This is a genomic window from Streptomyces sp. NPDC127595 (assembly GCF_042671685.1).
Lineage (GTDB): Bacteria > Actinomycetota > Actinomycetes > Streptomycetales > Streptomycetaceae > Streptomyces.
Genome location: NZ_JBHXWK010000022.1, coordinates 1 through 25737, shown reverse-complemented (window position 1 = coordinate 25737; position 25737 = coordinate 1). Strand labels below are relative to the sequence as shown.

22 protein-coding genes are annotated in these 25737 nt (G+C 69.4%); 11 read left to right on the top strand and 11 right to left on the bottom strand.

Translation table 11 applies throughout. The annotated features are described in order from the left end of the window. Nucleotides 1-10: 10 nt before the first annotated feature. The 3 genes from ACFVKT_RS39275 to ACFVKT_RS39265 form a co-directional block, all read right to left on the bottom strand. Nucleotides 11-259, bottom strand: coding sequence for a hypothetical protein (locus ACFVKT_RS39275; RefSeq protein ID WP_385741487.1), 249 nt, complete (start codon nucleotides 257-259; stop codon nucleotides 11-13). Further along, on the bottom strand, nucleotides 256-753 hold the full coding sequence (locus ACFVKT_RS39270) for a sigma factor-like helix-turn-helix DNA-binding protein (RefSeq protein ID WP_385741485.1): 498 nt from the start codon (nucleotides 751-753) through the stop codon (nucleotides 256-258). The genes ACFVKT_RS39275 and ACFVKT_RS39270 overlap by 4 nt, the downstream gene beginning before the upstream one ends. Before the next feature lie 393 nt (nucleotides 754-1146). Continuing rightward, on the bottom strand, nucleotides 1147-1653 hold the full coding sequence (locus ACFVKT_RS39265; RefSeq protein WP_385741619.1) for a MarR family winged helix-turn-helix transcriptional regulator: 507 nt from the start codon (nucleotides 1651-1653) through the stop codon (nucleotides 1147-1149). 163 nt (nucleotides 1654-1816) lie between these two features. On the opposite strand from ACFVKT_RS39265, the gene ilvA reads away from it, so the two are divergent. The 3 genes from ilvA to ACFVKT_RS39250 all read left to right on the top strand — a co-directional run bounded on the left by ilvA (nucleotide 1817) and on the right by ACFVKT_RS39250 (nucleotide 5183). Then, the gene (gene ilvA, locus ACFVKT_RS39260; RefSeq protein ID WP_385741483.1) at nucleotides 1817-3067 is read left to right on the top strand and encodes a threonine ammonia-lyase; all 1251 of its coding nucleotides are present in this window, start codon (nucleotides 1817-1819) and stop codon (nucleotides 3065-3067) included. 227 nt (nucleotides 3068-3294) lie between these two features. Then, nucleotides 3295-4329, top strand: coding sequence for an ATP-binding cassette domain-containing protein (locus ACFVKT_RS39255; RefSeq protein WP_385741481.1), 1035 nt, complete (start codon nucleotides 3295-3297; stop codon nucleotides 4327-4329). Then, nucleotides 4326-5183, top strand: a complete 858-nt coding sequence (locus ACFVKT_RS39250) for an ABC transporter permease (RefSeq protein ID WP_385741478.1) — start codon at nucleotides 4326-4328, stop codon at nucleotides 5181-5183. The genes ACFVKT_RS39255 and ACFVKT_RS39250 overlap by 4 nt, the downstream gene beginning before the upstream one ends. Before the next feature lie 116 nt (nucleotides 5184-5299). On the opposite strand, the gene greA is transcribed toward ACFVKT_RS39250, so the two are convergent. Both greA and ACFVKT_RS39240 read right to left on the bottom strand, forming a co-directional pair. Next, a complete protein-coding gene (greA, locus tag ACFVKT_RS39245) occupies nucleotides 5300-5797 on the bottom strand; it encodes a transcription elongation factor GreA (RefSeq protein WP_385741475.1) in 498 nt (165 codons plus the stop codon). 168 nt (nucleotides 5798-5965) lie between these two features. Then, complete coding sequence (locus ACFVKT_RS39240; protein WP_385741472.1) at nucleotides 5966-6364, bottom strand: DUF4307 domain-containing protein; 399 nt, start codon at nucleotides 6362-6364, stop codon at nucleotides 5966-5968. A gap of 182 nt (nucleotides 6365-6546) precedes the next feature. Here ACFVKT_RS39240 and mca point away from each other — a divergent pair, with 182 nt between their 5' ends. Both mca and ACFVKT_RS39230 read left to right on the top strand, forming a co-directional pair. Further along, nucleotides 6547-7407 carry a mycothiol conjugate amidase Mca gene (mca, locus tag ACFVKT_RS39235; protein WP_385741615.1) on the top strand — a complete coding sequence of 287 codons (861 nt, stop codon included), beginning with the start codon at nucleotides 6547-6549 and terminating at the stop codon, nucleotides 7405-7407. Continuing rightward, complete coding sequence (locus ACFVKT_RS39230) at nucleotides 7400-7702, top strand: hypothetical protein (RefSeq protein ID WP_385741469.1); 303 nt, start codon at nucleotides 7400-7402, stop codon at nucleotides 7700-7702. The genes mca and ACFVKT_RS39230 overlap by 8 nt, the downstream gene beginning before the upstream one ends. Nucleotides 7703-8076: 374 nt before the next feature. On the opposite strand, the gene ACFVKT_RS39225 is transcribed toward ACFVKT_RS39230, so the two are convergent. Next, nucleotides 8077-11289 (bottom strand): tetratricopeptide repeat protein, encoded by a 3213-nt coding sequence (locus tag ACFVKT_RS39225; RefSeq protein ID WP_385741466.1) that lies wholly within the window; start codon nucleotides 11287-11289, stop codon nucleotides 8077-8079. A gap of 161 nt (nucleotides 11290-11450) precedes the next feature. Between ACFVKT_RS39225 and ACFVKT_RS39220 the strand changes: the two genes are divergently transcribed. The 5 genes from ACFVKT_RS39220 (at nucleotide 11451) to ACFVKT_RS39200 (ending at nucleotide 20337) form a co-directional block, all read left to right on the top strand. Then, a complete protein-coding gene (locus ACFVKT_RS39220; protein WP_385741463.1) occupies nucleotides 11451-13490 on the top strand; it encodes a thioredoxin domain-containing protein in 2040 nt (679 codons plus the stop codon). A 200-nt stretch (nucleotides 13491-13690) separates the two neighbouring features. Further along, nucleotides 13691-14944 carry a glycosyltransferase gene (locus tag ACFVKT_RS39215; protein WP_385741461.1) on the top strand — a complete coding sequence of 418 codons (1254 nt, stop codon included), beginning with the start codon at nucleotides 13691-13693 and terminating at the stop codon, nucleotides 14942-14944. Between the two features lie 115 nt (nucleotides 14945-15059). Then, nucleotides 15060-16718: an ArnT family glycosyltransferase gene (locus ACFVKT_RS39210; protein ID WP_385741458.1), complete on the top strand. Its 1659-nt coding sequence runs from the start codon at nucleotides 15060-15062 to the stop codon at nucleotides 16716-16718. Further along, the gene (locus ACFVKT_RS39205; RefSeq protein ID WP_385741455.1) at nucleotides 16715-17926 is read left to right on the top strand and encodes a glycosyltransferase; all 1212 of its coding nucleotides are present in this window, start codon (nucleotides 16715-16717) and stop codon (nucleotides 17924-17926) included. Before ACFVKT_RS39210 ends, ACFVKT_RS39205 begins: the two co-directional genes overlap by 4 nt. A gap of 143 nt (nucleotides 17927-18069) precedes the next feature. Next, nucleotides 18070-20337, top strand: coding sequence for a galactose oxidase-like domain-containing protein (locus ACFVKT_RS39200; RefSeq protein ID WP_385741612.1), 2268 nt, complete (start codon nucleotides 18070-18072; stop codon nucleotides 20335-20337). Between the two features lie 47 nt (nucleotides 20338-20384). Here ACFVKT_RS39200 and ACFVKT_RS39195 read toward each other — a convergent pair whose 3' ends face one another. The 5 genes from ACFVKT_RS39195 to ACFVKT_RS39175 form a co-directional block, all read right to left on the bottom strand. Next, nucleotides 20385-21113: a Mut7-C RNAse domain-containing protein gene (locus ACFVKT_RS39195; protein ID WP_385741452.1), complete on the bottom strand. Its 729-nt coding sequence runs from the start codon at nucleotides 21111-21113 to the stop codon at nucleotides 20385-20387. Nucleotides 21114-21181: 68 nt separating this feature from the next. Then, on the bottom strand, nucleotides 21182-21349 hold the full coding sequence (locus ACFVKT_RS39190) for a hypothetical protein (protein ID WP_385741449.1): 168 nt from the start codon (nucleotides 21347-21349) through the stop codon (nucleotides 21182-21184). A gap of 44 nt (nucleotides 21350-21393) precedes the next feature. Continuing rightward, nucleotides 21394-22026: a TetR/AcrR family transcriptional regulator gene (locus ACFVKT_RS39185; RefSeq protein WP_385741446.1), complete on the bottom strand. Its 633-nt coding sequence runs from the start codon at nucleotides 22024-22026 to the stop codon at nucleotides 21394-21396. After that, nucleotides 22023-22181, bottom strand: coding sequence for a hypothetical protein (locus tag ACFVKT_RS39180; protein ID WP_385741443.1), 159 nt, complete (start codon nucleotides 22179-22181; stop codon nucleotides 22023-22025). The genes ACFVKT_RS39185 and ACFVKT_RS39180 overlap by 4 nt, the downstream gene beginning before the upstream one ends. 495 nt (nucleotides 22182-22676) lie before the next feature. Beyond that, nucleotides 22677-23435 carry a hemolysin III family protein gene (locus ACFVKT_RS39175; protein WP_385741440.1) on the bottom strand — a complete coding sequence of 253 codons (759 nt, stop codon included), beginning with the start codon at nucleotides 23433-23435 and terminating at the stop codon, nucleotides 22677-22679. Between the two features lie 348 nt (nucleotides 23436-23783). On the opposite strand from ACFVKT_RS39175, the gene ACFVKT_RS39170 reads away from it, so the two are divergent. Continuing rightward, nucleotides 23784-25616, top strand: coding sequence for a phosphoenolpyruvate carboxykinase (GTP) (locus ACFVKT_RS39170; RefSeq protein WP_385741437.1), 1833 nt, complete (start codon nucleotides 23784-23786; stop codon nucleotides 25614-25616). Nucleotides 25617-25737: the final 121 nt, after the last annotated feature.

The following is a 25737-nucleotide window of genomic DNA, read 5'->3' as shown; positions in this document are numbered from 1 at the left end:
CAGGTCTGGGTCACCAGCCCGTCAGTGGTGGAGTCGTCTCCGACGGCGGCTCCACCCAGGGCTGTGCCGTGATCGCCCAGACGATGAAGGCGACCGCGGCGGCGAACAGCACCAGCCACATCAGGCGGCGGGCCGCCGTCCTGCGGCGCAGTATGCGGCCCCCGCGGCGTACGACGTCCGCGTGCAGGTCGGGCGGCACCGGCGGCGGCGTCTGCTCCAGCATCCGCCGTACGGCCGCCTCGCGGTCGCGCAGGCTCATGACGGCACCGCCTTCGCCAGGGCCGGGGCCGGTCCGCGCGGCGGGTGCAGCAGGGTCGCCATCGCGCGGGCGCAGATCGCCCGCACCCGTTCGGTGGGGAGTCCCAGCAAGGCCGCCGTCTGCTCCTCGGCGACCCCCTCGTACAGCCTGAGGACCAGGATCAGCCGCTCCTGGGGTGTCAGGAGCGCCAGAACGCTGTCCGGCGACGGGCGGGCCCTGCCGAGGCTCCCGTGCTGGTGCCAGGCGCCGTGCGCGAAGCGGACGGCCAGGTGCTGGCGGGCGTGGTCGTACGGGTCCTCGCCGCGGAGGCGGTCCCAGGAGGCGTACGTCTGGGCCAGAGCGGACGTCAGCAGGCGCCGCGCACGTGGGTTGGCGTTCGCGGGCTCCGCCGTGAGCAGCGTCGCGGCATGCAGCAGCCGCCCTGCCGCGCCCGCGACGAACGCTTCGAACTCCCGGGCCCGGCGGGCGCCTTGGGACGCCTGCCGATCTCGCACCGCGCCTCCCGCCCGAGGACGACCCTGAGGGAAACGGGGCCCCGGCCGCGTACGACATCCCGCACCGCGTATGCGGCACCGAAAACGACAAGGACCCGGTCTCATATGAGGCCAGGCGCGGCCTTCCGGTCAAGAGCCCGGCGCACATGCACGCGCGCGTGGGGCACGAAACGGTCCACGCGCGCGTGGACGGGAGGAAAGCCTCGCGCACGCGCGCGGGAACCGAGAGCATCCCCTCCTGCTCGCACATGCCGCACGGCAGCCTCGCGTACGCGCGCGTGAACCAAGACCTTCCACCCACGGGTGCAGCAGGCCGCCGACCTCGCGCACGCGCGCGTGGAGCAGTGGAGCAGAGGGCCCAAGGGACCCGTACGCCGGTCCGGCCCCTGTCGCTCAGGAAGTCGGCTGCGACTCGTCCACCGGCACGCCCTGGGCGGCCTGGCGGGCCGAGAGCGCGCTGTTGAAGCGCGTCAGGAGCGTGCAGAACGCCTCGCGCTCCTCCGGTGCCCAGTCGTGTGTCAGCTCGGCCATCAACTGACGCCTGGAGGAGCGCACTTCGTCGAGGCGGGACTGGCCGCGCGGCGAGAGCTGAAGGACCACCGCGCGCCCGTCCTCGGGGTGCGAGGTGCGCTTCACGAGCCCGGTGTCGACCAGGGGGGCCACCTGCCGGGTGACCGTCGAGGAGTCGATCCCCATGCTCGCGGCGAGCGCCTTGACGCCCATCGGGCCTTCCTTGTCGAGGCGGTTGAGCAGCAGGTAGGCGGCGCGGTCCATGGAGTTGCGCACCTGCCCCACTCCGCCGAGCCGGGTCTGTTCGGCACGGCGCGCGAATACCGCGACCTCGTGCTGCAGGGTGTCGAGGAGACCGGTGTCACCGACGGTCGTCATGTCCATCGACATCTCTGGTGTTGTGGGCATGGCCGGGGGCTCAATTCATGCGTGGGAGCTGGGTTGGGGGACAGGGTACGCGGCCGGGGCGCGGGCCGTACCGACGCTGCGTAAACCAGTCTCGGAGCGTGGTCACACCGGGAGGAGGCCCGTGTGAACTGCGAGACTGGTCGTCATGAGCTACAGCACGGCTGACTCCTTGCCCAGCGTGACTCTCGACGACGTACGCGGCGCGCAGAAGATGCTCACGGGTGTGGCGCGGATGACCGCGATGGAGGGCAGCAGGTATCTGTCCCAGCTCGTGGGCGCGCCCGTGCACCTCAAGTGCGAGAACCTCCAGCGCACGGGCTCGTTCAAGCTGCGCGGCGCGTACGTGCGGATCGCCGGCCTGCTTCCCGAGGAGCGTGCCGCGGGTGTCGTCGCCGCGAGCGCCGGAAACCACGCCCAGGGTGTCGCGCTGGCCTCCACGCTCCTCGGTGTGCGGTCCACGGTCTTCATGCCCACCGGGGCGCCGCTGCCGAAGATCGCGGCCACGCGCGACTACGGCGCCGAAGTGCGGCTGCACGGTCAGGTGGTGGACGAGACACTGGCCGCCGCGCAGGAGTACGCGGAGCGGACAGGGGCCGTGTTCATCCACCCCTTCGACCACCCGGACATCATCGCGGGGCAGGGCACGGTCGGCCTGGAGATCCTGGAACAGTGCCCCGAGGTGCGCACGATCGTCGTCGGGATCGGCGGCGGGGGCCTCGCCGCGGGCATCGCGATCGCGGTGAAGGCGCTGCGCCCCGACGTGCGGATCGTCGGCGTGCAGGCGGCGGGCGCGGCCGCGTATCCGCCCTCGCTGGCGGCCGGACGCCCCCTGTCGATAGAGAATCCGGCGACGATGGCCGACGGCATCAAGGTCGGGCGGCCGGGCGATGTGCCGTTCCGGATCATCGGCGACCTGGTGGACGAGGTCGTCACGGTGACCGAGAACCATCTTTCCAGCGCGCTGCTGCTCTGCCTGGAGCGGGCCAAGCTGGTTGTCGAGCCGGCGGGCGCGAGCCCTGTGGCGGCGCTGCTGGCCGATCCCGGCGCCTTCGAGGGGCCGGTCGTGGCGCTGCTCTCGGGCGGCAACGTGGACCCGCTGCTGATGCAGCGCATCCTGCGGCACGGCATGGCGGCGAGCGGCCGCTACCTCGCGGTCACCCTGCGTCTGACGGACCGTCCCGGCGCCCTGGCCACACTTCTCGGGGTGTTGTCAGTGGCCGACGCTAACGTCCTTGATGTGAGCCACGTACGGACCGATCCACGGCTCGGGCTCACGGAGGTGGAGGTCGAACTGCACCTGGAGACGAAGGGGCCCGAGCACTGCGCCGAGGTGAACCAGGCGCTGCGCGACGCGGGTTACACGGTCATCGAGCTGAGGCCTGCCGCGGTCCGCTGAGGACATCTGCGGGAATCCGCGGGTATCTCTCCAGGTCAGAGCCATTGTCAGTGCGAGGTGTAAAAATCTGTTGAGTAACGCGATACATCGCGTTACTGTGTGTCTCTCGCCACACATCCCACCACAGCTCTGTCCAGGCGGTCGAACGTTTTTGAACGCGGGGCGGGACAAAACAGCGAAAACTAAGCTCCTTCCTAGGAATTCCCCAACCACTTGGGAGACCTCACATGCCAGGCGCCATCTATGCCGAAGGCCTGGTGAAGACCTTCGGCGACGTAAGGGCTCTGGACGGCGTCGATCTCGATGTCCCGGAGGGCACCGTGCTGGGCCTGCTCGGGCCGAACGGCGCGGGCAAGACGACCGCCGTCCGCTGCCTGACCACCCTGCTGCGCCCCGACAGCGGCAAGGCGATCGTCGCGGGCATCGACGTGCTCAAGAACCCCGACGCGGTGCGCCGCCGGGTCGGTCTGTCCGGCCAGTTCGCCGCGGTCGACGAATATCTGACCGGCCGCGAGAACCTCCAGATGGTCGGCCAGCTCTACCAGATGAAGGCGAAGGCCGCGAAGGTCCGGGCGGAGGAGCTGCTGGAGCAGTTCAACCTCACCGACGCGGGCGACCGCACCGCGAAGACGTACTCGGGCGGTATGCGCCGCCGGCTCGACCTGGCGGCCGCGCTGGTCGTCTCGCCTCCGGTGATGTTCATGGACGAGCCGACGACCGGCCTCGACCCCCGCAACCGCCAGCAGTTGTGGGAGGTCATCAAGCAGCTGGTCTCCGGCGGTACGACACTGCTGCTGACCACGCAGTACCTGGAAGAGGCCGACCACCTCGCGCACGACATCTGCGTGGTCGACCACGGCCGCGTCATCGCCCGCGGCACCGCAGACCAGCTGAAGGCGCAGACCGGCGGCGAGCGCGTCGAGGTCGTCGTGCACGAGCGCGAGCACATCGAGACGGCGTCCGAGGTGTTGCGCGGCTTCGGCAAGGGCGAGACCACCGTCCAGGAGCACACCCGCAAGCTCACAGTGCCTGTCACCGGGGGCGCCAAGCTCCTCGCGGAGGTCATCCGCGAGCTGGACAGCCGCGGCATCGAGATCGACGACATCGGCCTGCGCAGGCCCACCCTGGACGACGTCTTCATCTCCCTCACGGGCCACGCGGCCGAGGAGCGGGAAGAGGGCAACGGAGTGGCCGACAGCAAGGACGGCAAGGACGGCAAGGACAGCAAGGGCCGTAAGCGCAAGAAGGAGGACGCGAAGTGAGTGCCGTAACCGACGCCGTGCAGGTCGCGGCGCCCGCCAACCCCGTCGGCCAGTCCATCCGGGACTCCCTGGTCGTCGCCAAGCGCAACCTGATCAGAATGTCCAGAATCCCGGAGATGGTGATCTTCGGGCTGATCCAGCCCATCATGTTCGTGGTGCTGTTCAGCTATGTCTTCGGCGGTTCCATGCAGATCGGCGGCAGCACCAGCTCCACCGACTACCGGAACTTCCTGATGGCCGGCATCTTCGCGCAGACCGTCACCTTCGCCACCGCGGGCGCCGGTGCGGGCATCGCCGACGACATGCACAAGGGCCTCATCGACCGCTTCCGCTCGCTGCCCATGGCGCGCGGCGCGGTGCTGACCGGGCGGACCCTCGCCGACCTCGTGCAGACCGCGCTCACCCTGCTCGTCCTCGCGATCGTCGCCCTGCTGGTCGGCTGGCGGGTCGGGTCGGACGGTGACACCAACGCCGGAAAGGTCCTCGGCGCCTTCGGGCTGCTCCTCCTTTCGGGGTACGCGTTCACCTGGATCGGCGCGCTCATCGGCCTCTCCGTGCGCACCCCGGAGGCGGCCACCTCCGGCGGACTGATCTGGCTCTTCCCGGTCACGTTCATCTCGAACGCGTTCGTGGACTCCAGCAACATGACGCCCTGGCTGCGGCACATCGCGGACTGGAACCCCTTCAGCGCCACCGTGCAGGCCTCGCGAGAGCTCTTCGGCAATCCGGGCGTCTCACAGTCGGACGCCTGGCCCATGCAGCACGCGGTCTGGGCCTCGCTGATCTACTCGGTGCTGATCGTCCTGATCTTCCGGACGCTGGCCGTGCGCAAGTACCGGTCCGCCACTGCGTGACCCGGGCCTTGACCCAGGTGTGACGATGCCCTCGGCCGCGCGGCCGAGGGCATCGTCATGGACACAGGTGGGCCCTGGGCACAGGTGGTCCCGGACTCCGGGTGGTGGTCCTCGGGTCAGCCCTGGTAGGGCACGGACTTGAGGATCTTCACCGAGGCGAGCTTTCCGTTCGGCAGCTCGTACTGGGCGTCCTCGCCGACCTTCTTGCCGTTCACGCCGGAGCCCAGCGGGGACTGCGGCGAGTACGTCTCGATGTCCGCGCTCGCGTACTCGCGCGAGGCCAGCAGGAAGTCCAGGGTGTCGTCCTCGTCGCCGTCGAAGGCGATGGTGACGACCATGCCGGGCGCGACCGCACCGTCCGCCGCGGGAGCCTCGCCGACCTTGGCCTTCTCCAGGAGCTGGGTCAGCTGGCGCACACGGAGCTCCTGCTTGCCCTGCTCCTCCTTGGCCGCGTGGTACCCGCCGTTCTCGCGCAGGTCGCCCTCCTCGCGCGCCGCCGCGATCTTGGTCGCGATCTCCGTGCGTGCGGGACCAGACAAATACTCCAGCTCGGCCTTGAGCTGGTTGTACGCCTCCTGGGTCAGCCAGGTGACGTTCTCGCTGGTCTGGGTCACAGGTGCTCCTCGTAGGTACTGGGAATACAAAGCATCGCCCTACCCAGAAGAATGTTCCTCCACCGGTGGGCGAAACCACGAGCCTAACAATTCAGCGGCTGAAGGGGGAGGACATAAGGCATCAGAATTACGTCAACGCAGGTCAGCACGTAAGTGCTGAGGGTGACGTCAGTCGTCGTAGCACCCCAGGAGCTCCGCGGTGGTGCCCTTGGCGGTCGTACGGAGCGTGAGGACCTTGTCGATACGGGAAGCGTCCTGGTCGAAGCGGAAGTCCGCGCGGCCCACCTCGGCGCCGTCCGCGGCCTGTGAGCGCAGCGTGCAGTAGCCGTGGGCGTCCGCGTCCTTGCGGACTTCCAGGTGCACCTGGACCTCGGTGTCCGACGCGCTGAACGTGATCACCTCGGCGCTGATCTTCGTCCCGGCGACGTGGTCGTACCCGTACCAGCCGATGAGCACGAGCAGGATCACACCCAGCACACCGCCGATGACCTTGAGCTTCCGGTCGGCGCGCTCGTCCGCGGAGCGGCCGTACCGGCCCTCGGGAAGCTGCGTGCTCGCCGTGCTCATGGTCGTCCTCTCGGCAGGGGCGGCGGCATGGGTCCAGGAGGGCCCACGGGCCGGCCCCGGAATTATTCGCCCCCCGGTTCCGTCACTATAGAAGCCGCCCATCGAGCTGATTCACGCCGGGCGCCCACTTGCCGACTGGCCGACTTACTGAGGATCGAGTCTTGACTGACCACCTGCGACTGATGGCAGTGCACGCCCACCCCGACGACGAGTCGAGCAAGGGCGCCGCCACCATGGCGAAGTACGTGTCCGAGGGGGTGGACGTGCTGGTCGTGACCTGCACGGGCGGCGAGCGCGGCTCCATCCTCAATCCGAAGCTTCAGGGTGACAAGTACATCGAGGAGCACATCCACGAGGTACGCAAGAAGGAGATGGACGAGGCGCGCGAGATCCTCGGCATCAAGCAGGAGTGGCTCGGCTTCGTCGACTCGGGCCTGCCCGAGGGCGACCCGCTGCCGCCGCTCCCCGAGGGCTGCTTCGCGCTGGAGGACGTCGACAAGGCGGCCGGCGAGCTGGTGAAGCAGATCCGTGCCTTCCGGCCGCAGGTGATCACCACGTACGACGAGAACGGCGGTTACCCGCACCCCGACCACATCATGACCCACAAGATCTCGATGGTGGCGTTCGAGGCGGCGGCGGACACCGAGAAGTACCCGGAGCCGGAGTTCGGCCCGGCGTTCCAGCCGCAGAAGCTCTACTACAACCAGGGCTTCAACCGCCCGCGCACCGAGGCGCTGCACCACGCCCTCCTGGAGCGCGGCATGGAGTCGCCGTACGGGGACTGGCTGAAGCGGTGGTCGGAGTTCGAGCGCACCGAGCGCACGCTGACCACGCACGTTCCGTGCGCCGAGTTCTACGAGATCCGTGACAAGGCGCTGATCGCGCACGCCACGCAGATCGACCCCGACGGTGGCTGGTTCAAGGTCCCGCTGGAGCTCCAGAAGGAGGTCTGGCCGACCGAGGAGTACGAGCTTGTGAAGTCCCTCGTCGATACCTCCCTCCCCGAGGACGACCTCTTTGCGGGCATCCGCGACAATGCCTGACATGAGCGCAAGCCTGGCACTGACGCACCTCGTCCCCCTCGCCAAGGAGGTCGACGAGAACAAGGTCACCCCCGGCGTCCTCGGCTTCATCGTCTTCGCGGCGATGGCCCTGGCGGTGTGGGCACTGATGAAGTCCATGAACCGGCACATGGGGAAGGTCAACGACAACTTCGAGGCGGGTGCCTCCGGCAAGGGGGGAGGGGGTGACTCGGCCGAGAGGCGCGGTGGCCCGGACGCCTCGGCCGATGAGCCCTCGCCTGCGAAGGCCTCGGCGGGGAGGGCCGAGAAGGGCTGACCGGCGAGCCGGGAGTTCGACCCGCGGTGAGGCGCCACCCCTCGTCGGCGCGCGGCCTGTGAGCGCCTGCGGTCGCTGAGCCGTCAGCGGTCGCAGACGGTCGGCGTGCCGCGCTGCGCCTGCCTGTTCACTCCCGCGCCTCGGCGCGGTGCCTCCGCCCCATCGGGCGGAGCCGGTCGCCCGTCGGCGGCGGCCACGCCGCTGCCGGACGCACGCGTGCGGTGCGGTGCGGTGCCGTTTGAACCCGCCCGAGCCCGATCGACGCGAGGCGCTCGCAGCAGTACGCCGCCTCGCTGCGGCGCGATGCGCCCTGGCCGCTGCGGTGCGGTGCCGTTTGGGCCCGCCGCCGTCACCCCCGCGCCCGGCGCGCGCCCTCACCCCCGCCCCGCGCCCACCGCCACCCCCATCACGTCCCGGGCGTGTCGCTTGGGGACCATCTGGAGGCGCCATGCCTGCCAGCCGGTTTCCAGGCTTACGCCTCGTTCCAGGAGGAGTTGGTAGGCCTCGACGTAGTCGTCGAGTTTTGTGTCCCGGGTTGCGTGGCCGGTGCGGGAGAGGCGGCTGAGTTCCTCCTGGGCGACGGCGGTGCCGATCTCGGAGCCGCCGGGGGCGGCGTAGGGGAGCAGGGTGCAGCGCAGGAAGCGGGCCCAGTCCTCGCCGCGGCGGTCGCCGTAGGAGGTGAAGAGGGCGATGGCCTCGTCGCACAGCTTCAGTGCCTGTTGGGTACGGGCGTTGCCGCCGTCGACGACGGCCAGTTCCAGGCACGTCCACGCCTCGCCGTGGGCGACGCCGATGCGCTGGAAGTCGGCGCGGGCGTCGACGAGGAGCTGGCGGGCGAAGCCGGAGTTGCGCAACGAGCCTGTCTGGCCCGCCCGTTGGTCGCGGGTGACACGGGCCGAGTGATGGCGGGCGCAGGCCAGTCCGTACACGTCACGCATGCGGGAGAACATCGTGCGGGAGCGCTCCAGTTCGCGCACCGCCTGGTCCAGGTTGCCGGTCTCCTCCAGGGCCTGGCCGAGGTAGTACAGCGTCCACGCCTCGCCGCGCGCGTCCTCGTTGTCGCGGTGCCGGGAGGCCGCCTGGCGCAGGCCGTCGACCGCGGGGGACGGGTCGCCGGCGACGAGGCGGGCGCGGGCGAGCTGGGTCAGCGCCCAGGCCTCGCCGCGCGGGTCGCGGGTACGGCCGTACAGTTCGAGCGCCTCGCGCAACTCCCGCTCCGCGCGCGGAACGTCGCCCATCCGCAGGCCCAGTTGGCCGAGGTGGAAGTGCGCCCACGCCTCGCCGTGCACGGACTCGCTCTCGCGGTGCAGGACCAGGGCCCGGGTGAGCAGGTCCTGGGCCACGGCGAGCCGGGAGCGGTCGCGTTCCACGCCCGCCAGCGCGTGCATCGTCCAGGCGCGGTCCCCGGCCAGTTCGGGCGAGGCCTGGAGGTCCATGGCCTCCTGGAGCTTCGCCACGGCCCCGGTGAGGTTGCCCTGGTGGTGGAGGGTGATGCCGAGGGAGCACAGGGCAAGGGCGGCGCCCGCGTCCTGGTGGGCCTCGAAGTAGAGGTCGACGACCGAGGAGAGCGTCGTACGGGCCTTGTCCAGCTCGCCGAGCTGGCGGGCCGCGATGCCCGTACGCCACTGGACCGAGCGGACGAGCAGGCCCTGGTCGACCGCCTGTGTCAACTCGCTGATCTCGCCCAGGCGGTAGAGGTCGCCGCGCAGCAGGCAGTAGTCGCAGAGGGCGCCCAGGAGATGGAGTACGGCCGCCTGGTCGACGCCCTCCGCGTTCCGCAGGGCCGACGTGATGAAGCTCGACTCGTCGTCCAGCCAGCGCAGGGCCGCGTCGAGAGAGGTGAAGCCGTGCGGGCCGAACTGGTCGGCACGCGTGGACGTCTTGCCGTCGACGAGCCGGATCACCGAGTCCGCGAGCTCCGCGTAGTTCACGATCAGGCGTTCCTGGGCCGCCGTACGCTCGGCCGGTTCCTCCTCGTCCAGGAGGCGGGCCTGCGCGAAGGTGCGGACGAGGTCGTGCAGGCGGTAGCGGCTGCCGCGGACGTGGTCGACGAGGCCCGCCCGGGAGAGCGCGGTCAGATGGCGGGTGGCCTCCGGCTCGTCCGTGGCGAGGAGGGAGGCGGCCGCGACGGCGCCCAGGGAGGCGCGGCCCGCGAGGGCGAGGCGGCGCAGCAGCCGGCGGGCCGTGTCCGTCTGGTCCGTGTAGCGCAGCCACAGGACGCGCTCGACCGGTTCGACCGGGCCGTACGCCGCCAGGTCCGAGGCCAGTTGGCGGGGCGTCCGGGGGCCGAGCGAGGAGCCGGCGATGCGCAGGGCCAGCGGCAGGCCGCCGCACAACTCCCTTACGCGGTCGGAGGATTCGGCGTCGTAAGGACCCGACTTGTCCTGTGCGGCCGCGCTCAGCAGCTCCTCGGCGCCAGCCGCCTCCAGCGCCTCGACGGGGAGCTGGTGCACCCAGGCGGCGAGGTCGGCAGGCAGGTCGAGGGGCTTGCGGGCGGTGACCAGGACCAGGCTGTCCGAGCGCTCGGGGACCAGGATGCGGACCTGCTCGGCGTCGCTCGCGTCGTCCAGCACGATCGTCACCGGCAGGCCGGTCAGGTGCTGGTGGTACAGCTCGGTCAGCCGCCTGACCTGCTGGTCCTGCTGGTTCTGCGAGGAACGCTCGCGGAAGAGAAGCTGCTCGCGCGGCGCGCCGAGACGATTCAGCAGATGGAGCAGCGCGTCACGCGTCGTCAGCGGCGACTCCTCGGGGTTGTCGCCGCGCAGGTCCACCACGCAGGCGCCCCGGAACTGGTCCTTCAGGGCATGCGCCGCCCGGATAGCTAGCGTGCTGCGGCCGGAACCGGGCACGCCGTACAGCACCACCACCGTCGGCTTCGTCTCCGTGCTCGCGCGCGCCGCGTGCACCCACTGCGCGACCCGCGACAGCTCGGCGCGACGACCGGCGAACGGGCCTTCCAGGTCGGGCAGTTGACCGAAGGACTGCTCCAGCACACTGCGCCGCCTGGCCGCCGCGCTCTTGTCGGTGCGCCGCAGCTGGGGCCCGCCCTGCTTCGCGCCCGTGGTGGCGCTGAGCACGCGCTGCTGGTCGATGAAGGGCCGGATCCCGCGTACCTCCAGGGCCGTCAGCCACTGCAGACGCAACTGCTCGGCGCCGCCCGGCTGTCCCAGCGCCCCGGCCCGGCGGCTCGCCGCCGGCAGATGCGCGGCCGTCACCTTGAGCACGGTGGCCGCCGCGCCCACCACGCCCACGGTCGCCCCCGCACCGAGCGCCGTCCCCGTGCCCGTACCGAGCGCCAGGTCCGCCACGACGGCCGCGACCGCTGCAACGACCGCCACCAGCAGAGGAGTTCCGGCGCCGTCCCGGGCGTACCGCTGCCCGAAGGTCAGCCGTCCCGCCTCCGCCTCGTCAAGCGCTCCCGTGTACGCCCCGTACTCCTCGGCCGCCGTCTCTCCCATCGCGTCCAGCGCACCCCGGGCCCGCGAAAGAAGCACGCCCCCGTCGGTTCGTCCGCCCGACCGCCGTACCTCTTCCTCCACGGCCCGGGCCAACAGCCGCTCGGCATCCGCCCGGTGGCTGTCCCGCATGTCACGTCCCCCTCCGGCGGCAACATCTGTCGCCGCCAAGTGTCCTGCGTACGGGGCATCCGCGCGAGGGTGCGCACGGATCATCACCGTGGCCGGCCGGATCCGTGGATCAGTACGGTGCCTGCGCGGCGATGAGGGGTGTGGTGCGCGAGGATGGAGGTATGCCGAACCGACTGGCCCACGAGACGTCCCCCTACCTCCTCCAGCACGCCGACAACCCCGTCGACTGGTGGCCCTGGTCGGCCGAGGCCTTCGACGAGGCGCGCAAGCGGAATGTGCCGGTACTGCTGAGCGTCGGCTATTCCAGCTGCCACTGGTGCCATGTGATGGCTCACGAGTCCTTCGAGGACGAGGCGACGGCCGCGTATCTGAACGAGCACTTCGTGAGTGTCAAGGTCGACCGCGAGGAGCGGCCGGACGTCGACGCCGTCTATATGGAGGCCGTGCAGGCCGCCACCGGTCAGGGCGGCTGGCCCATGACCGTGTTCCTGACCGCCGACGCCGAGCCCTTCTACTTCGGGACCTACTTCCCGCCCACGCCCCGCCACGGCATGCCGGCCTTCCGGCAGGTCCTGGAGGGGGTGCACAGTGCCTGGACCGAGCGGCGCGGTGAGGTGACCGAGGTCGCGGAGAAGATCGTGCGGGACCTCGCCGGGCGGAAGCTGAGCTACGGGGACGCCTCGGTTCCGGGGGAGGAGGAGCTCGCCGGGGCGCTGCTCGGGCTCACCCGGGAGTACGACGCGCAGTACGGCGGATTCGGCGGGGCACCCAAGTTCCCCTCGTCCATGGTGATCGAGTTCCTGTTGCGGCATCACGCGCGGACCGGATCCGAGGGCGCGCTCCAGATGGCCGTCGACACCGGTGAGCGGATGGCGCGGGGCGGGATCTACGACCAGCTCGGCGGCGGGTTCGCGCGGTACTCCGTCGACCGTGAGTGGGTTGTGCCGCACTTCGAGAAGATGCTGTACGACAACGCCCTGCTCTGCCGGGTGTACGCGCACCTCTGGCGGTCCACCGGGTCCGAGCTCGCGCGTCGCGTCGCGCTGGAGACCGCCGACTTCATGGTGCGCGAACTGCGCACGAACGAAGGAGGGTTCGCCTCCGCGCTCGATGCCGACAGTGACGACGGGAACGGGAAGCATGTCGAGGGGGCGTACTACGTATGGACGCCCGGGCAGTTGCGGGAAGTCCTCGGGGAGGACGCCGAACTCGCCGCCGACTACTTCGGGGTGACCGAGGAGGGGACCTTCGAGGAGGGGGCTTCCGTTCTCCAACTCCCGCAGCGCGAAGGTGTCTTCGACGCCGAGAAGATCGACGGAATCCGTGGCCGGCTGCTCGCCGCCCGCGCGGAGCGCCCCGCCCCCGGCCGTGACGACAAGGTCGTCGCCGCCTGGAACGGGCTCGCGGTGGCCGCCCTCGCGGAGACGGGCGCCTACTTCGAGCGTCCGGACCTCGTGGAGGCCGCGATCGGCGCCGCCGATCTCCTCGTACGGCTGCACATGGACGACCGGGCGCGGCTGGCCCGTACCAGCAAGGACGGCCAAGTCGGGGCTAACGCGGGCGTGTTGGAGGACTACGCGGATGTCGCCGAGGGGTTCCTCGCGCTGGCGGGGGTCACCGGTGAGGGGGTGTGGCTGGAGTTCGCCGGGTTCCTGCTCGACCATGTGCTCGTGCAGTTCACGGACGCCGAGACCGGTGCTCTGTACGACACGGCCGCCGACGCCGAGCGGCTGATCCGGCGTCCGCAGGATCCCACCGACAACGCGACGCCCTCGGGGTGGAACGCGGCGGCCGGCGCACTGCTCTCGTATGCGGCGCAGACCGGGGCGGAGCCCCATCGGACCGCGGCGGAGCGGGCGTTGGGGGTTGTGAAGGCGCTCGGGCCGCGCGTGCCGCGCTTCGTCGGCTGGGGGCTGGCCGCGGCGGAGGCGCTGCTCGACGGGCCGCGGGAGATCGCCGTGGTGGGTCCGATGGAGGATCCCGCGACCCGGGAACTGCATCGGGCGGCGCTCCTGGGCACCGCGCCGGGGGCCGTCGTCGCCGTCGGCGCTGCGGAGAGTGACGAACTTCCGCTGCTCGCTGACCGTCCGTTGGTCAACGGCCTGCCCTCCGTTTATGTTTGCCGTAACTTCACCTGTGACGCTCCGACCTCCGACGTTCAGCGGGTGCGCGAGGCCGTGGGAGGCGGAAATGCCGTCTGACATGGGACTACAGCGACCGTAAACCTCCGACGTAGCGGGATACGTCCGGGTACTCGCCGTTACTCGATGGGGCATTCCGAAACATTCTATTTATCTGATGAGCTTCCCGGCTTCACAGTTCCCCCATAGTCTCTGCACGTTGACGCGGCAGGAGTGACTCACTGTCGTGACAGGGGGTTTTTGGGATCTGGGGGGATCTGTTGCTCACGTCTGTCTTCATCGCTGCCGTTTCGCTGGCCTTGTTCTGGATGGCGGCCTTCACCCTGTGGTGGCAGATGCACGCGTGGCGTACGCCCGAGGTGCTCGCTTCCACCCGATTCAGCAGTCCCGACGGCGGCGAAGGCCTGGCGTTCTCGCTGCTGCTGCCCGCTCGGCACGAGCAGGCCGTACTCGACCACACCATCCAGCGGCTGCTGGAGTCGAGCCATGACGACTTCGAGATCATCGTCATCGTCGGGCACGACGACCCGGAGACCACCGAGGTGGCCCGCGGCGCCGCGGCACGCGACCCGCGCGTGAGGGTCGTCGTCGACCACCACGAGAAGAAGAACAAGCCGAGGGCCATGAACACGGCGTTGCCGCACTGCCGCGGCGATGTCGTCGGAGTCTTCGACGCCGAGGACCAGGTCCACCCGGAGCTCCTCGCCCACGTGGACCACGCCTTCCGTACGACGGGTGCGGACGTCGTCCAGGGCGGCGTGCAGCTCATCAACTTCAACTCCAGCTGGTACAGCCTGCGCAACTGCCTGGAGTACTTCTTCTGGTTCCGGTCCAGGCTCCATCTGCACGCGCAGAAAGGGTTCATCCCGCTCGGCGGCAACACCGTCTTCGTGCGGACGGACGTGCTCCGGGAGGCGGACGGCTGGGATCCCGACTGCCTGGCCGAGGACTGCGATCTGGGCGTGCGACTGTCCAGCGTCGGCAAGAAGGTCGTCGTCGCCTACGACTCCGACATGGTGACCCGGGAGGAGACCCCGGGCAGCCTGATGTCGCTGATGAAGCAGCGAACTCGCTGGAACCAGGGCTTCCTTCAGGTCTACCGCAAGAAGGACTGGAAGCAACTCCCAGGATTCGGGCAGCGGTTGCTGGCCCGCTACACCCTCATGACGCCGTACCTTCAGGCGGTCTCCGGCGTGGTCATTCCGCTCAACGTGGCCATCGCACTATTCCTGGACGTGCCGGTCGGCATCGCGTTCATCACGTTCCTGCCGGCGGTGACCGCACTGGTCACCTTCGTCTTCGAGCTTGTCGGACTGCACGACTTCGGCAAGCAGTACGGGCTTCGCGTCCGCTTTGTCCACTACCTGAAGCTGATCGTAGGTGGCCCCTTCTACCAGGTGCTGCTGGCCGGCGCCGCCGTTCGAGCCGTCTGGCGCGAGCAACGGGGGCGCAACGACTGGGAGTTGACCAGCCATGTCGGCGCGCACCTCACCGAAGTCGAAGCGGCCCGCTAGTCCGCGAGATCGCCAGTGGTGAGACCGCCAACCGGCGAGATCGCGACTTCGCCCGTCCGGCAGCCCGAGAGTCCAGTAGTTCGGTAGCCCGAGAGTCCCGAGAGGACATTCCCGCGTGACCTCCACCCTTCCCGCGGTGGCCACCTCCACGGTCCCCGCGCAGCGGCCCCTTGCGCCCAAAAACGTCCCCGATCCCCGTCCGCCGCTACGTTTTCGCAGCTCGCGCCCCGATCTGCTGCTGTGCCTTGCGCTCCTCGTGGCGATCATGGTCGTGCAGGGCTGGAACATCGCCGACTACCCGACCCTCAGTGACGACGAGGGCACCTACCTCGCCCAGGCCTGGGCCGTGCAGGAGGGCAACGGCCTCGCCCACTACACGTACTGGTACGACCACCCGCCACTGGGCTGGATCCAGATTGCCGCGCTGACCTGGATCCCCGCCCAGATCAGCCCCGGGCTGATGACGGTCGGCTCGATGCGCTTCGCGATGCTCCTGGTCAGCGCCATCAGCGCGGTCCTCGTCTACGTCCTCGCGCGCCGCCTCTCGCTGCCCCCGTGGGCGGCCGGGCTCGCGATGGTGCTCTTCGGGCTCTCGCCGCTGTCAGTCGTGCTCCAGCGCGAGATCTTCCTGGACAACATCGCGGTGATGTGGACGCTGCTCGCGTTCTGCCTCGCGGCCTCCCCGAGCCGTCATCTCTGGCACCACTTCGGGGCGGGCATCGCGGCCGCGGCGGCCGTGCTCACCAAGGAGACGATGCTCGTCATCCTGCCCGCGCTGCTTGTCACCATGTGGCGGCACGGCCACCGCGACACCCGGAAGTTCGCGCTCACCGGAGCCATCACCGCCTGCACCCTGATCGGCCTGGCGTACCCGCTCTTCGCCTTGCTCAAGGGCGAGTTGTTCTCCGGCGCGGGCCATGTCTCGCTCTTCGACGGCATCAAGTACCAGATGAGCCGCCCCGGTTCGGGCTTCATCCTCGACTCCGGCACCGGCTCGTACGGCGTTCTGCAGTCCTGGCTCTACTACGACCGCGTGCTGCCCCTCGGCGGCCTCGCCGGCGCCCTGCTGCTCCTGGTCACCTGGCGCTGGTCGGTGACAGCACGCGCGCTGGCCGGACCCGCGCTCACCGTGGCGATCCTCGCCCTGGTGGCCATGCGCCCGAGCGGCTATCTGCCCGCGATGTACGTCATCCAGGCCCTGCCGTTCCTCGCGCTCGTCCTGGCCGGCGGCACCGCCAGCGTCGCCCACGCGGTGCTGCGCAGATGGCGCAGCGAGGACGAGAAGCGGTACATCCTGTGGGGACGGCGGGTGACGGCGGTGCTGCTCGTGGCGGGCGCCGCCGCCTACGTCGTACCGCGCTGGTACGACGGCAACCGCACCGCCGTCACCGTCGACGCCAACGCCCCCTACAGGGCGGCCTCTTCATGGCTCAAGACCGAGGTCGAGAACCCGGCGCAGACCCGGGTCCTCGTCGACGACGCGCTCTGGCTGGACCTCGTGCACGCCGGCTACAAGCCGGGGCTCGGCGTCATCTGGTTCTACAAGGCGGACCTCGACCCCGCGGTGACCGAGACGATGCCGGACGGCTGGCGCGACCTCGACTACGTCGTCGCCTCGCCGACCGTGCGGCGCGACGCGGTCGACCTGCCCAACGTCAAGGCGGCGATGGAGCATTCGACGCCCGTCGCCACCTTCGGCAAGGGCGAGGACCGGATCGAGATCCGGCGGATCGAAGGAAGTACCACCACAGCGACCGACGGAGGCAGTCGATGAGCAGCTTCGAGAGCACTGTCCCTGACGAGCTGGGCGATCCGGCCGTACGGGCTGCGGAGGTTCCTGAACCGGGGGCCGTCACCATCGTCGTACCGACGTTCAACGAGGCCGCGAACATCGGGGAGTTGCTGCACCAGATCACCGAGTCGGTGCCCACGCGGCTGCCCTGTGAGGTCGTCTTCGTGGACGACTCCACGGACAACACCCCCGAGGTGATCCGGGAGGCCGCGCAGGACTGCCCGTTCCCCGTCACCGTGCTGCACCGCGCCGAACCCGTGGGCGGGCTCGGCGGCGCCGTCGTCGAGGGACTGAAGGCGGCGACCTCCGACTGGATCGTCGTCATGGACGGCGATCTGCAGCATCCGCCTTCGCTGGTACCGGAGTTGGTCGCCACCGGGGAGCGTTCCTCGGCCGGGCTCGTCGTCGCCTCGCGCTACATCAAGGGCGGCAGCCGCGAAGGGCTCGCGGGCGGCTACCGCATCGCCGTCTCGCGCGGCGCGACCTGGCTGACCAAGACGCTCTTCCCGCGCAAGCTGCACGGCATCAGCGACCCGATGAGCGGCTTCTTCGCGATCCGCCGCAGCGCGGTCACCGCCGAGATCCTGCAGCCGCTCGGCTACAAGATCCTCCTCGAACTCGCGGTGCGCAGCCGCCCCCGCGAGGTCACCGAGGTGCCGTTCGTCTTCCAGGACCGGTTCGCGGGCGAGTCCAAGTCGACCGCGCAGGAGGGTTTCCGCTTCCTGCGCCACCTGGTCGGGCTGCGGACCGCATCGCCCGTCGCGCGCATGGTGGTCTTCGGCCTGATCGGCGCCACCGGCTTCGTACCGAACCTGCTGGGCCTGTACGCCCTCACCGCCGCCGGAATGCACTATCTGCCGGCGGAGATCCTCGCCAACCAGCTCGGGGTCGCCTGGAACTTCCTGCTCATCGAGCATCTCCTGTTCCGTGAGCGCCGCAAGCACCGCAACTGGTGGGACCGCGTCGGCCGGTTCGCCCTGATCGCCAACGCCGATCTGGTGCTGCGCATCCCGCTGATCGCCCTGTTCGTGGGGCACTTCGGGATGGGCGCACTCCCCGCCACGGCCCTGGCCCTGGTGACGACCTTCGTCCTGCGCTTCGTCGGAACCGAAGCGCTGGTCTATCTGCCGCGCCGCAGCAGTGAGTCCGCGGGCGGGAGCAGCAGCCGCACAGCAAGGAGAGCCGCGTGAAACACACCGTACGACCACGGAGGAGAACCTCGCTCCTGGCGATTGCCGGCCTCGCCGCGGGCCTGCTGCTCATCTCGCCGCAGCCCGCCTCCGCCGCCAACCTCGTCACCAACCCGGGCTTCGAGACGGCCGGTACGGACGGCATGCCGTACTGCTGGGAGAAGTCGGGCTGGGGCGACAACGACTTCACCTTCTCCACGGTGGCCGGCGCCCATTCGGGCACCAAGGCCATGAAGGTCGAGCTGACCCGCCGGGTCGACGGTGACCGCAAGGCGCTGATCACCGAGTCCGCCACCTGCGCGCCGCCGGTCACTCCGGGCAAGCAGTACGACCTGGGTCTCTGGTACAAGTCGACGACCCCGGACACCTCGCTCACCCTCTTCCGGCACGACACGACGGCGGGCTGGCAGTACTGGACCGACCTGAAGACGCTGGAGATACAGGGGAGTTGGACCCAGGCGACGGTCCGTACGCCCGCGGTCCCCGTCGGCACCGACCGCATCACCTGGGGTGTCTCCGTCTACGGCACCGGCTCCGCGACCACCGACGACTACACGATGGAACAGGTCGCCGACACGCTCCCGCCGCCCACCTGCACCGGCACCGCCGAGCAGTGCGCCAACGGCAAGTGGGACGTGCTGCCCACGCAGAACCCGGTCCGCTCCATGCACTCCGTAGTCCTCAACAACGGCAAGGTGCTGCTGATCGCGGGCTCCGGGAACAGCGAGGAGCAGTTCAACGCGGGCACGTTCACCAGCGCGGTGTACGACCCGGTGGCCGGCACGTACAAGACGATCCCGACGCCCAAGGACATGTTCTGCGCGGGGCATGTGCAGTTGCAGGACGGGCGCGTGCTCGTGATGAGCGGCAACAAGGCGTTCCCGGTCGTCGGCGGGCACGGGTACGAGGGGTACAAGGACTCGTACATCTTCGACCCGGTCACCGAGACGTACAGCAAGACGAACGACATGAACGACGGCCACTGGTATCCGTCGGCGACCGAGCTCGGCAACGGTGACATCATCTCCTTCGGCGGTCTGCGCGAGGACTCCACCGGTTCGGTGACCGCCGAACTCTGGTCGGACGACGAACAGAAGTGGCTGCCGCTCTGGCAGGTCAACCAGACCTGGTCGTACTGGGGTCTGTACCCGTCGATGATCCTCATGCAGGACGGCCGCCTCTTCTACTCGGGCAGCCATGTGTTCGGCAACGGCACGCCGGGCACGGGCTCGGCGATCTACGACTACGGCGCGAACACGGTGACATCGATCCCGGGACTCCAGAACAAGGACGAACGCGACCAGTCCGCAAGCGTGTTGCTGCCCCCGGCCCAGGACCAGAAGGTCCTGACCATCGGCGGCGGCAACATCGACTCGAACCCGGACGCCAACCGCCTGACGGACATCATCGACCTCAAGGCCGCCAACCCGACGTACACGGTCGGCCCGCCGCTGCCGCAGGGCACGGTGGACCTGGGCGCCGGTCAGGTGGCCCAGACGGGCAACCAGGGCAAGATGTACGTCTCCGCCGTACTGCTGCCCGACGGCAAGGTCCTTGAGACGGGCGGCGCCCTGCACAACCGGGCCAACCCGGTGTACGAGTCGTCGATCTTCGACCCGGCGACCTCGACGTTCGACCCGGTGGCTCCCGACCCGGAGGAGCGCGGCTACCACTCCTCCGCGTTCCTGCTGCCCGACGGCCGGGTGATGACGACCGGCGACAACCCGGGCAACGGCACCTGGAACCACGACGTGTCCATCTACACCCCGCCGTACCTCCTCAAGGGCGCCCGCCCCACGATCACTTCGGTGATCGACAACGAGTGGGTGTACGGGGACACGCAGCGCATCACCGTCGACCGGCCCATCGCCAAGGCCGAGTTGATCCGCCCGGCCGCGGTGACGCACTCCTCCGACCCGAACCAGCGGTTCGTGGACCTGCCGCTGTCCGTCGACGGCAACAACGTCGACCTGAACGTGACGAGCAACCCCAACCTCGCGCCGCCCGGCTGGTACATGCTCTTCGCGGTCGACGCCAACGGGGTGCCGTCGGTGGCCAAGTGGGTGCATCTGCAGGGCCCGTCGGCGATGGCCGCCGAGTCGAGCGCCGACGCGCACGTCCACTCCTTCGCCGACTCCCTTCAGGGCAAGGTCACCGAGCCCGGCAAGAAGCGGGCCTCGCAGCCGGTCAGCCCGACGATCTCCGGGTGCGACCGGCACTACGGCTCGATCAACGTCTGCGTACCGACCGTCTTCCCCGACGAGGTGAAGAAGACGACGGCCGCGCGCTGCGCGTGGCTCAAGACGAACGACTACGGCCGCCTGAAGGTCAACGGAAAGGACGATCCCCTGAAGCTCGACCCGAACAAGGACGGGGTGGCCTGCGGGGCGAAGGATCTGAAGAAGCGGTAGGAATCTGTAGGGATCTGATGGGGGGCGGGGCGCCAGCAGGCCTCCCCTCAGGTCCCGAACTCGGCAAGGGCGTGCTCCACGATGGCCTCCAGGCGGTCGTGGTGCGCGCCCTTCCAGTAGGCGCGCTCGCACTCCTCGCACCGCGCGAAGACGTCGTACGACCGCTGGGTCCCGCTCTTCAGCCGGTCCGCGACTTCTTCCTTGCTGGCCTCCTTGAGCAGGCCGTTGCACGCCGTGCACCGTGTCCAGGGCTTCAGTTCGGGTGCGAACCGGCTCAGTACGTCACGGAGTTGGTCGTCCGGCTGGGTGCTGTAGATGAAGGCGCCCGCCCACAGTTCGCGGCGGTGGAGCAGTCCGCGGTCGCGGCTGAGCATGACGCGCCGCTCGGCGGCGGATCGGGCGGCGAGGGCCGGGTCGCCGATGTCTGTCGACTCGTACGCCGTGTCGACCCCGAGCAGGCGCAGCCGACGGGCGAGGGTGCCGAGGTGGACGTCGAGGAGGAAGCGCAGGGGAGCGTCGGGAACCCGCTGGGGGCGCTCGACCGGTCGCACGTGGACGGACTCGCCCGCCGCTGGGACATGGGACACGGGCACCTCGCGGCCGTCCACGACCAGCGAGCCGACCTCGGTCAGCGGGACGCCGAGCGACTCGACGACATGGCCGAGGGTCGAGACACCGTCGGTGACGACCTGGGTCCCGCCGCCTTCACGCCGTCCGCGCGGCACGAACATCCCCAGCTCCGGGGCGAATTCGACGTGGATCTCCGGTCCGTTCACCAGCCCAGGATGCCACGGACGTAGGCCGCGACCTCGGGGATTTCTGGGCAGGGCGGGCGGTCAGAGGCTTAGTTGGGGCGGTATGCGCGGTGGGCGCGGAGCGCGGAAGTCATCTCATCAAGGGAGACGGAACCGTCGCTCCCCTCGGACCCCGCCTCGTCGGCCAGCTGGTACAGCCATGCCTCTTCGGCCTTCTCCGGGAGCGTACGGTGGCGCTCGCTGTCGCCATTGTCCACGGCCGGCTCCTCCTGTCCGTCGTTCGTCACGTCTGCTTCGAAGCTCAGGGCGTCAGCCCCTTCTCCATGACGTCCAGGGCCCGGTCGACGAGGTCGGCGAGGTTCTCCTCGTGGCCGCTCTCGGCCCAGTACATGGAGGTCTCCATCAGGCCGCCGATCAGGGACATCGCGTAGACGCGTACTTCGAGGCCGTCGGGGTCCTTGCCGGTGCGCTCCGCGAGGACGCGGCACAGCATGCGGCCGGTGACCGACATGCTCTCCATCATCCGGGAGCGCACGGCGGGCACCTGGACCATCAGGTGGGTCCGCAACCGCGTCACCTCGGGCTCTTCCGTGTTCCCGGGGCCGACGGCCTTGCGCAGGATGTGGCGCAGGGAGTCCATCCACGGCTCGTCGGCGGGCCGCGCGCGCAGCTCCTGCTCCAGGATGGGGTCGAACTCGTCGGTGAGGACGATGTCCTCCTTGGCCGGGAAGTAGCGGAAGACCGTGGACGGGGACACCTCGGCCGCCTCCGCGATCTGCTCGACGGTCGTCGCGTCGTACCCCTGTTCCCTGATCAGCCGGTATGTCGCGTCGCGGATCGCGATCCGCGTCTTCTGCTTCTTCCGCTCGCGGAGTCCGAGCCGGGGCTCCGTGGGGGAGGCGGAGCTGTGTGCGGTGGCGGCCATGGGGCTCATTGTCCGGCATCGGCGGCGGCCGGGGCCATGTCGGTGTCCCACCCGGGCGCGGGGCGGTCGGTGGGCCCGGCCGGCTTGGCGTTCGGCAGCAGCGCCGCCGCCAGCAGCACGGTGACGAGCGCCGCGACACCGCTGACCAGCAGGACCAGGTTCATGCCGTGGACGTATGCGGCGTCGGCGGAGGCGGCGAGCGGTACGGCGCTGTCTTGAGTGGAAGTATCGATGAAATGAGAGTAGCTGTCAAAAGATGGTGTCTGTCAATAAAAAGAGAGTGTGTGTTGTCGGGGCGGGTGCATTGTCAGTGCGGCATGTCACTCTGAGGTGGGGCTGATTCACGTTCTGTGAGGCGGAGGGGGGAGGTGGGGTTCGTGAGGGGCAGCTTCGAGGTGCCGGCGTTCGTGGTGGCGTTGCTGTGCGTGGCCGGATATCTGGTCGGCGGTGCGGCTGTCGTTCTCGGAGTCGTCGTGGTGGGCGTCGCCGCTCTGACATGCAGAGTGGCCGCGGCTTCGAAGCCACGGCCACTGAGGCGGAGTCGGTGGAGAAGGTCGAGACGGCTGAGAGGGTTGAGCGGGCCAAGAGGGTCGAGAAGGCCGAGAGGAAAGGCGCGAAGTGCTTCCTTGAAAGGGGGGTGGTGGGAGACGGCCGGGCGATCAGCCGTGCTGATAGGCCACCAGCGAGATCCCGACGTAGTGCACGACGAACGCCCCGACGGTGAGGGAGTGGAAGACCTCGTGGAATCCGAACCAGCTGGGTGACGGGTTGGGCCGCTTGATGCCGTAGATCACGCCGCCCGCGCTGTAGAGCAGCCCGCCGACGACCACCAGGACGAGTACGGCGATCCCGCCCGCCCGCATGAAGTCGGGGAGGAAGAAGACGGCCGCCCAGCCCATCGCGATGTAACAGGGGGTGTAGAGCCAGCGGGGGGCGCCGACCCAGAACACCCGGAAGATGATGCCCGCGGCGGCCGCGGCCCAGATGCTCCACAGGAGCCACTGCCCCTTGGCGTCCGGCAGCAGCAGCATCGTCAGCGGTGTGTACGTGCCCGCGATGATCAGGAAGATGTTCGCGTGGTCGAGTCTGCGGAGCACGCCGTCCATGCGCGGGCTCCAGTTGCCCCGGTGGTAGAGCGCGCTCACTCCGAACAGGAGGCAGGCGGTCAGGGCGAAGATCGCGCAGGCGATGCGGGCGCGGGTCGAACTCGCGAGCGCCGTGAGCACCAGTCCCGAAACGAGGGCGGCCGGAAACATGCCGAGGTGCAGCCAGCCGCGGAGCTTGGGCTTGATCTCGTCCGGCACGTGCGGGTGCGGCAGGGACAGGTGCGACGGGGACGAGTGCGACGCGGAGTGCGCGACGGAGTCGTGGCCGGTGGCCGGTGAGTCCGTGGGCGCGTCGGGGACGGACGCAGTCATGGGCCGAATTCTACCTACGGAACCGTAAGTTACCTATCAGTGTGGCCAGATGACCGGTCAATAGTGGCCATGGTCTCACGCACGCCCGGGGTGCGGTACGTCGCGGCACGTCGCGATATCGAGGGTGAACCCGAAGTGGCGCGGAGAAAACCCGGAGAGGACCTGGAGGTGAGTGGCGATGGTCACTCCGCTCAGCTGTGAGGCCCTCTGGACATATGCGCGGTCTAGTCGGATGATCAAATGAGTGCGGTCGGCACCGGATGAGCGCCAGGGCATGAGCATCGTGAAGCATCCGGGTCGCAGCCCCCACGGGGCACAACAAACAAAATCCCTCATTTAGGAGCAATCGTGGCGCGCGACATCGCGGCTCCCACCGTCGTACCCACCAACCACAAAGCACTGATCTCGTGGGTGAACGAGATCACCGAACTGACCGAGCCGGACAGCGTGGTCTGGTGTGACGGATCCGAAGCCGAGTACGAGCGACTGAGCGAGGAACTCGTCCGTAAGGGCACCTTCAGGAAGCTCGACCCGATCAAGCGCCCCAACTCCTACTACGCCGCCTCCGACCCGACCGATGTCGCGCGGGTCGAGGACCGGACGTTCATCTGCTCGGAGAAGGCGGAGGACGCCGGCCCGACGAACCACTGGAAGGCGCCCGCCGAGATGCGGGAGATCTTCCAGGGGACGGACGGCAAGGGCGGTGTCTTCCGCGGCTCGATGCGCGGCCGGACGATGTACGTCGTGCCCTTCTGCATGGGCCCGCTCGGCTCGGACCTCTCCGCGATCGGAGTGGAGATCACCGACTCCGCCTACGTCGCCGTGTCCATGCGCACCATGACCCGCATGGGACAGCCGGTCCTCGACGAACTCGGCACCGACGGCTTCTTCGTGCGTGCTGTGCACACGCTCGGAGCGCCGCTGGCCGAGGGCGAGGCGGACGTGCCGTGGCCGTGCAACTCCACGAAGTACATCTCGCACTTCCCGGAGTCCCGCGAGATCTGGTCGTACGGCTCGGGCTACGGCGGCAACGCGCTGCTCGGCAAGAAGTGCTACGCGCTGCGCATCGCCTCCGTGATGGCGCGCGACGAGGGCTGGCTGGCCGAGCACATGCTCATCCTCAAGCTGACCCCGCCGCAGGGTGCCTCGAAGTACGTCGCCGCCGCCTTCCCGAGCGCCTGCGGCAAGACGAACCTCGCCATGCTGGAGCCGACGGTCGGCGGCTGGACCGTCGAGACGATCGGTGACGACATCGCGTGGATGCGGTTCGGCGAGGACGGCCGGCTGTACGCCATCAACCCCGAGGCCGGTTTCTTCGGCGTCGCGCCCGGCACCGGTGAGCACACCAACGCCAACGCGATGAAGACGCTGTGGGGCAACTCCGTCTTCACCAACGTGGCGCTGACCGACGACAACGACATCTGGTGGGAGGGCATGACGGAGGAGACTCCGGCCCACCTGACGGACTGGAAGGGCAACGACTGGACACCGGAGTCCGGCACGCCCGCCGCCCACCCGAACGCACGCTTCACCGTGCCCGCCGCGCAGTGCCCGATCATCGCGCCCGAGTGGGAGGACCCCAAGGGCGTGCCGATCTCGGCGATCCTGTTCGGCGGCCGTCGCGCCACGGCGGTCCCGCTGGTCACGGAGTCCTTCGACTGGAACCACGGCGTCTTCCTCGGCGCCAACGTGGCGAGCGAGAAGACCGCCGCCGCCGAGGGCAAGGTCGGCGAGCTGCGCCGTGACCCGTTCGCCATGCTGCCGTTCTGCGGCTACAACATGGGCGACTACATGGGCCACTGGATCGACGTCGCCAAGGACAAGGACCAGGCGAAACTGCCGAAGATCTACTACGTGAACTGGTTCCGCAAGGACGACGCGGGCAAGTTCGTGTGGCCGGGCTTCGGTGAGAACAGCCGTGTCCTGAAGTGGATCGTCGACCGCCTGGACGGCCGGGCCGAGGGCGTCGAGACCCCGATCGGCATCCTGCCGGCCAAGGGTGCCCTCGACACCAACGGTCTCGAACTGTCCGAGTCCCAGCTCGACTTCCTGCTCACCGTCGACAAGGACGTGTGGCGCGAGGAGGCCGCGCTCGTGCCGGAGCACCTCAACACGTTCGGCGAGCACACCCCCAAGGAACTGTGGGACGAGTACCACGCGCTGGTTCAGCGCCTGGGCTAGGTCCTGGCAGGAGAGCTCCGCGGCCGGTCTGACTTGCCCTGACCTGCGACGTCGTCAAGGCCGGCCGCGGTGACGGCAACACGAGAGGGCCCGGGTGCCCGCACAACGGCGTGCGGGCACC

Coding starts and splice junctions, on each gene's coding strand:
- ACFVKT_RS39275 (WP_385741487.1), bottom strand. CDS start 259: ATGAGCCTGCGCGACCGCGAGGCGGCCGTACGGCGGATGCTGGAGCAG.
- ACFVKT_RS39265 (WP_385741619.1), bottom strand. CDS start 1,653: ATGTCGATGGACATGACGACCGTCGGTGACACCGGTCTCCTCGACACC.
- ilvA (WP_385741483.1), top strand. CDS start 1,817: ATGAGCTACAGCACGGCTGACTCCTTGCCCAGCGTGACTCTCGACGAC.
- ACFVKT_RS39255 (WP_385741481.1), top strand. CDS start 3,295: ATGCCAGGCGCCATCTATGCCGAAGGCCTGGTGAAGACCTTCGGCGAC.
- ACFVKT_RS39240 (WP_385741472.1), bottom strand. CDS start 6,364: ATGAGCACGGCGAGCACGCAGCTTCCCGAGGGCCGGTACGGCCGCTCC.
- mca (WP_385741615.1), top strand. CDS start 6,547: ATGGCAGTGCACGCCCACCCCGACGACGAGTCGAGCAAGGGCGCCGCC.
- ACFVKT_RS39230 (WP_385741469.1), top strand. CDS start 7,400: ATGCCTGACATGAGCGCAAGCCTGGCACTGACGCACCTCGTCCCCCTC.
- ACFVKT_RS39225 (WP_385741466.1), bottom strand. CDS start 11,289: ATGCGGGACAGCCACCGGGCGGATGCCGAGCGGCTGTTGGCCCGGGCC.
- ACFVKT_RS39220 (WP_385741463.1), top strand. CDS start 11,451: ATGCCGAACCGACTGGCCCACGAGACGTCCCCCTACCTCCTCCAGCAC.
- ACFVKT_RS39205 (WP_385741455.1), top strand. CDS start 16,715: ATGAGCAGCTTCGAGAGCACTGTCCCTGACGAGCTGGGCGATCCGGCC.
- ACFVKT_RS39200 (WP_385741612.1), top strand. CDS start 18,070: ATGCCGTACTGCTGGGAGAAGTCGGGCTGGGGCGACAACGACTTCACC.
- ACFVKT_RS39185 (WP_385741446.1), bottom strand. CDS start 22,026: ATGAGCCCCATGGCCGCCACCGCACACAGCTCCGCCTCCCCCACGGAG.
- ACFVKT_RS39180 (WP_385741443.1), bottom strand. CDS start 22,181: ATGAACCTGGTCCTGCTGGTCAGCGGTGTCGCGGCGCTCGTCACCGTG.
- ACFVKT_RS39175 (WP_385741440.1), bottom strand. CDS start 23,435: ATGACTGCGTCCGTCCCCGACGCGCCCACGGACTCACCGGCCACCGGC.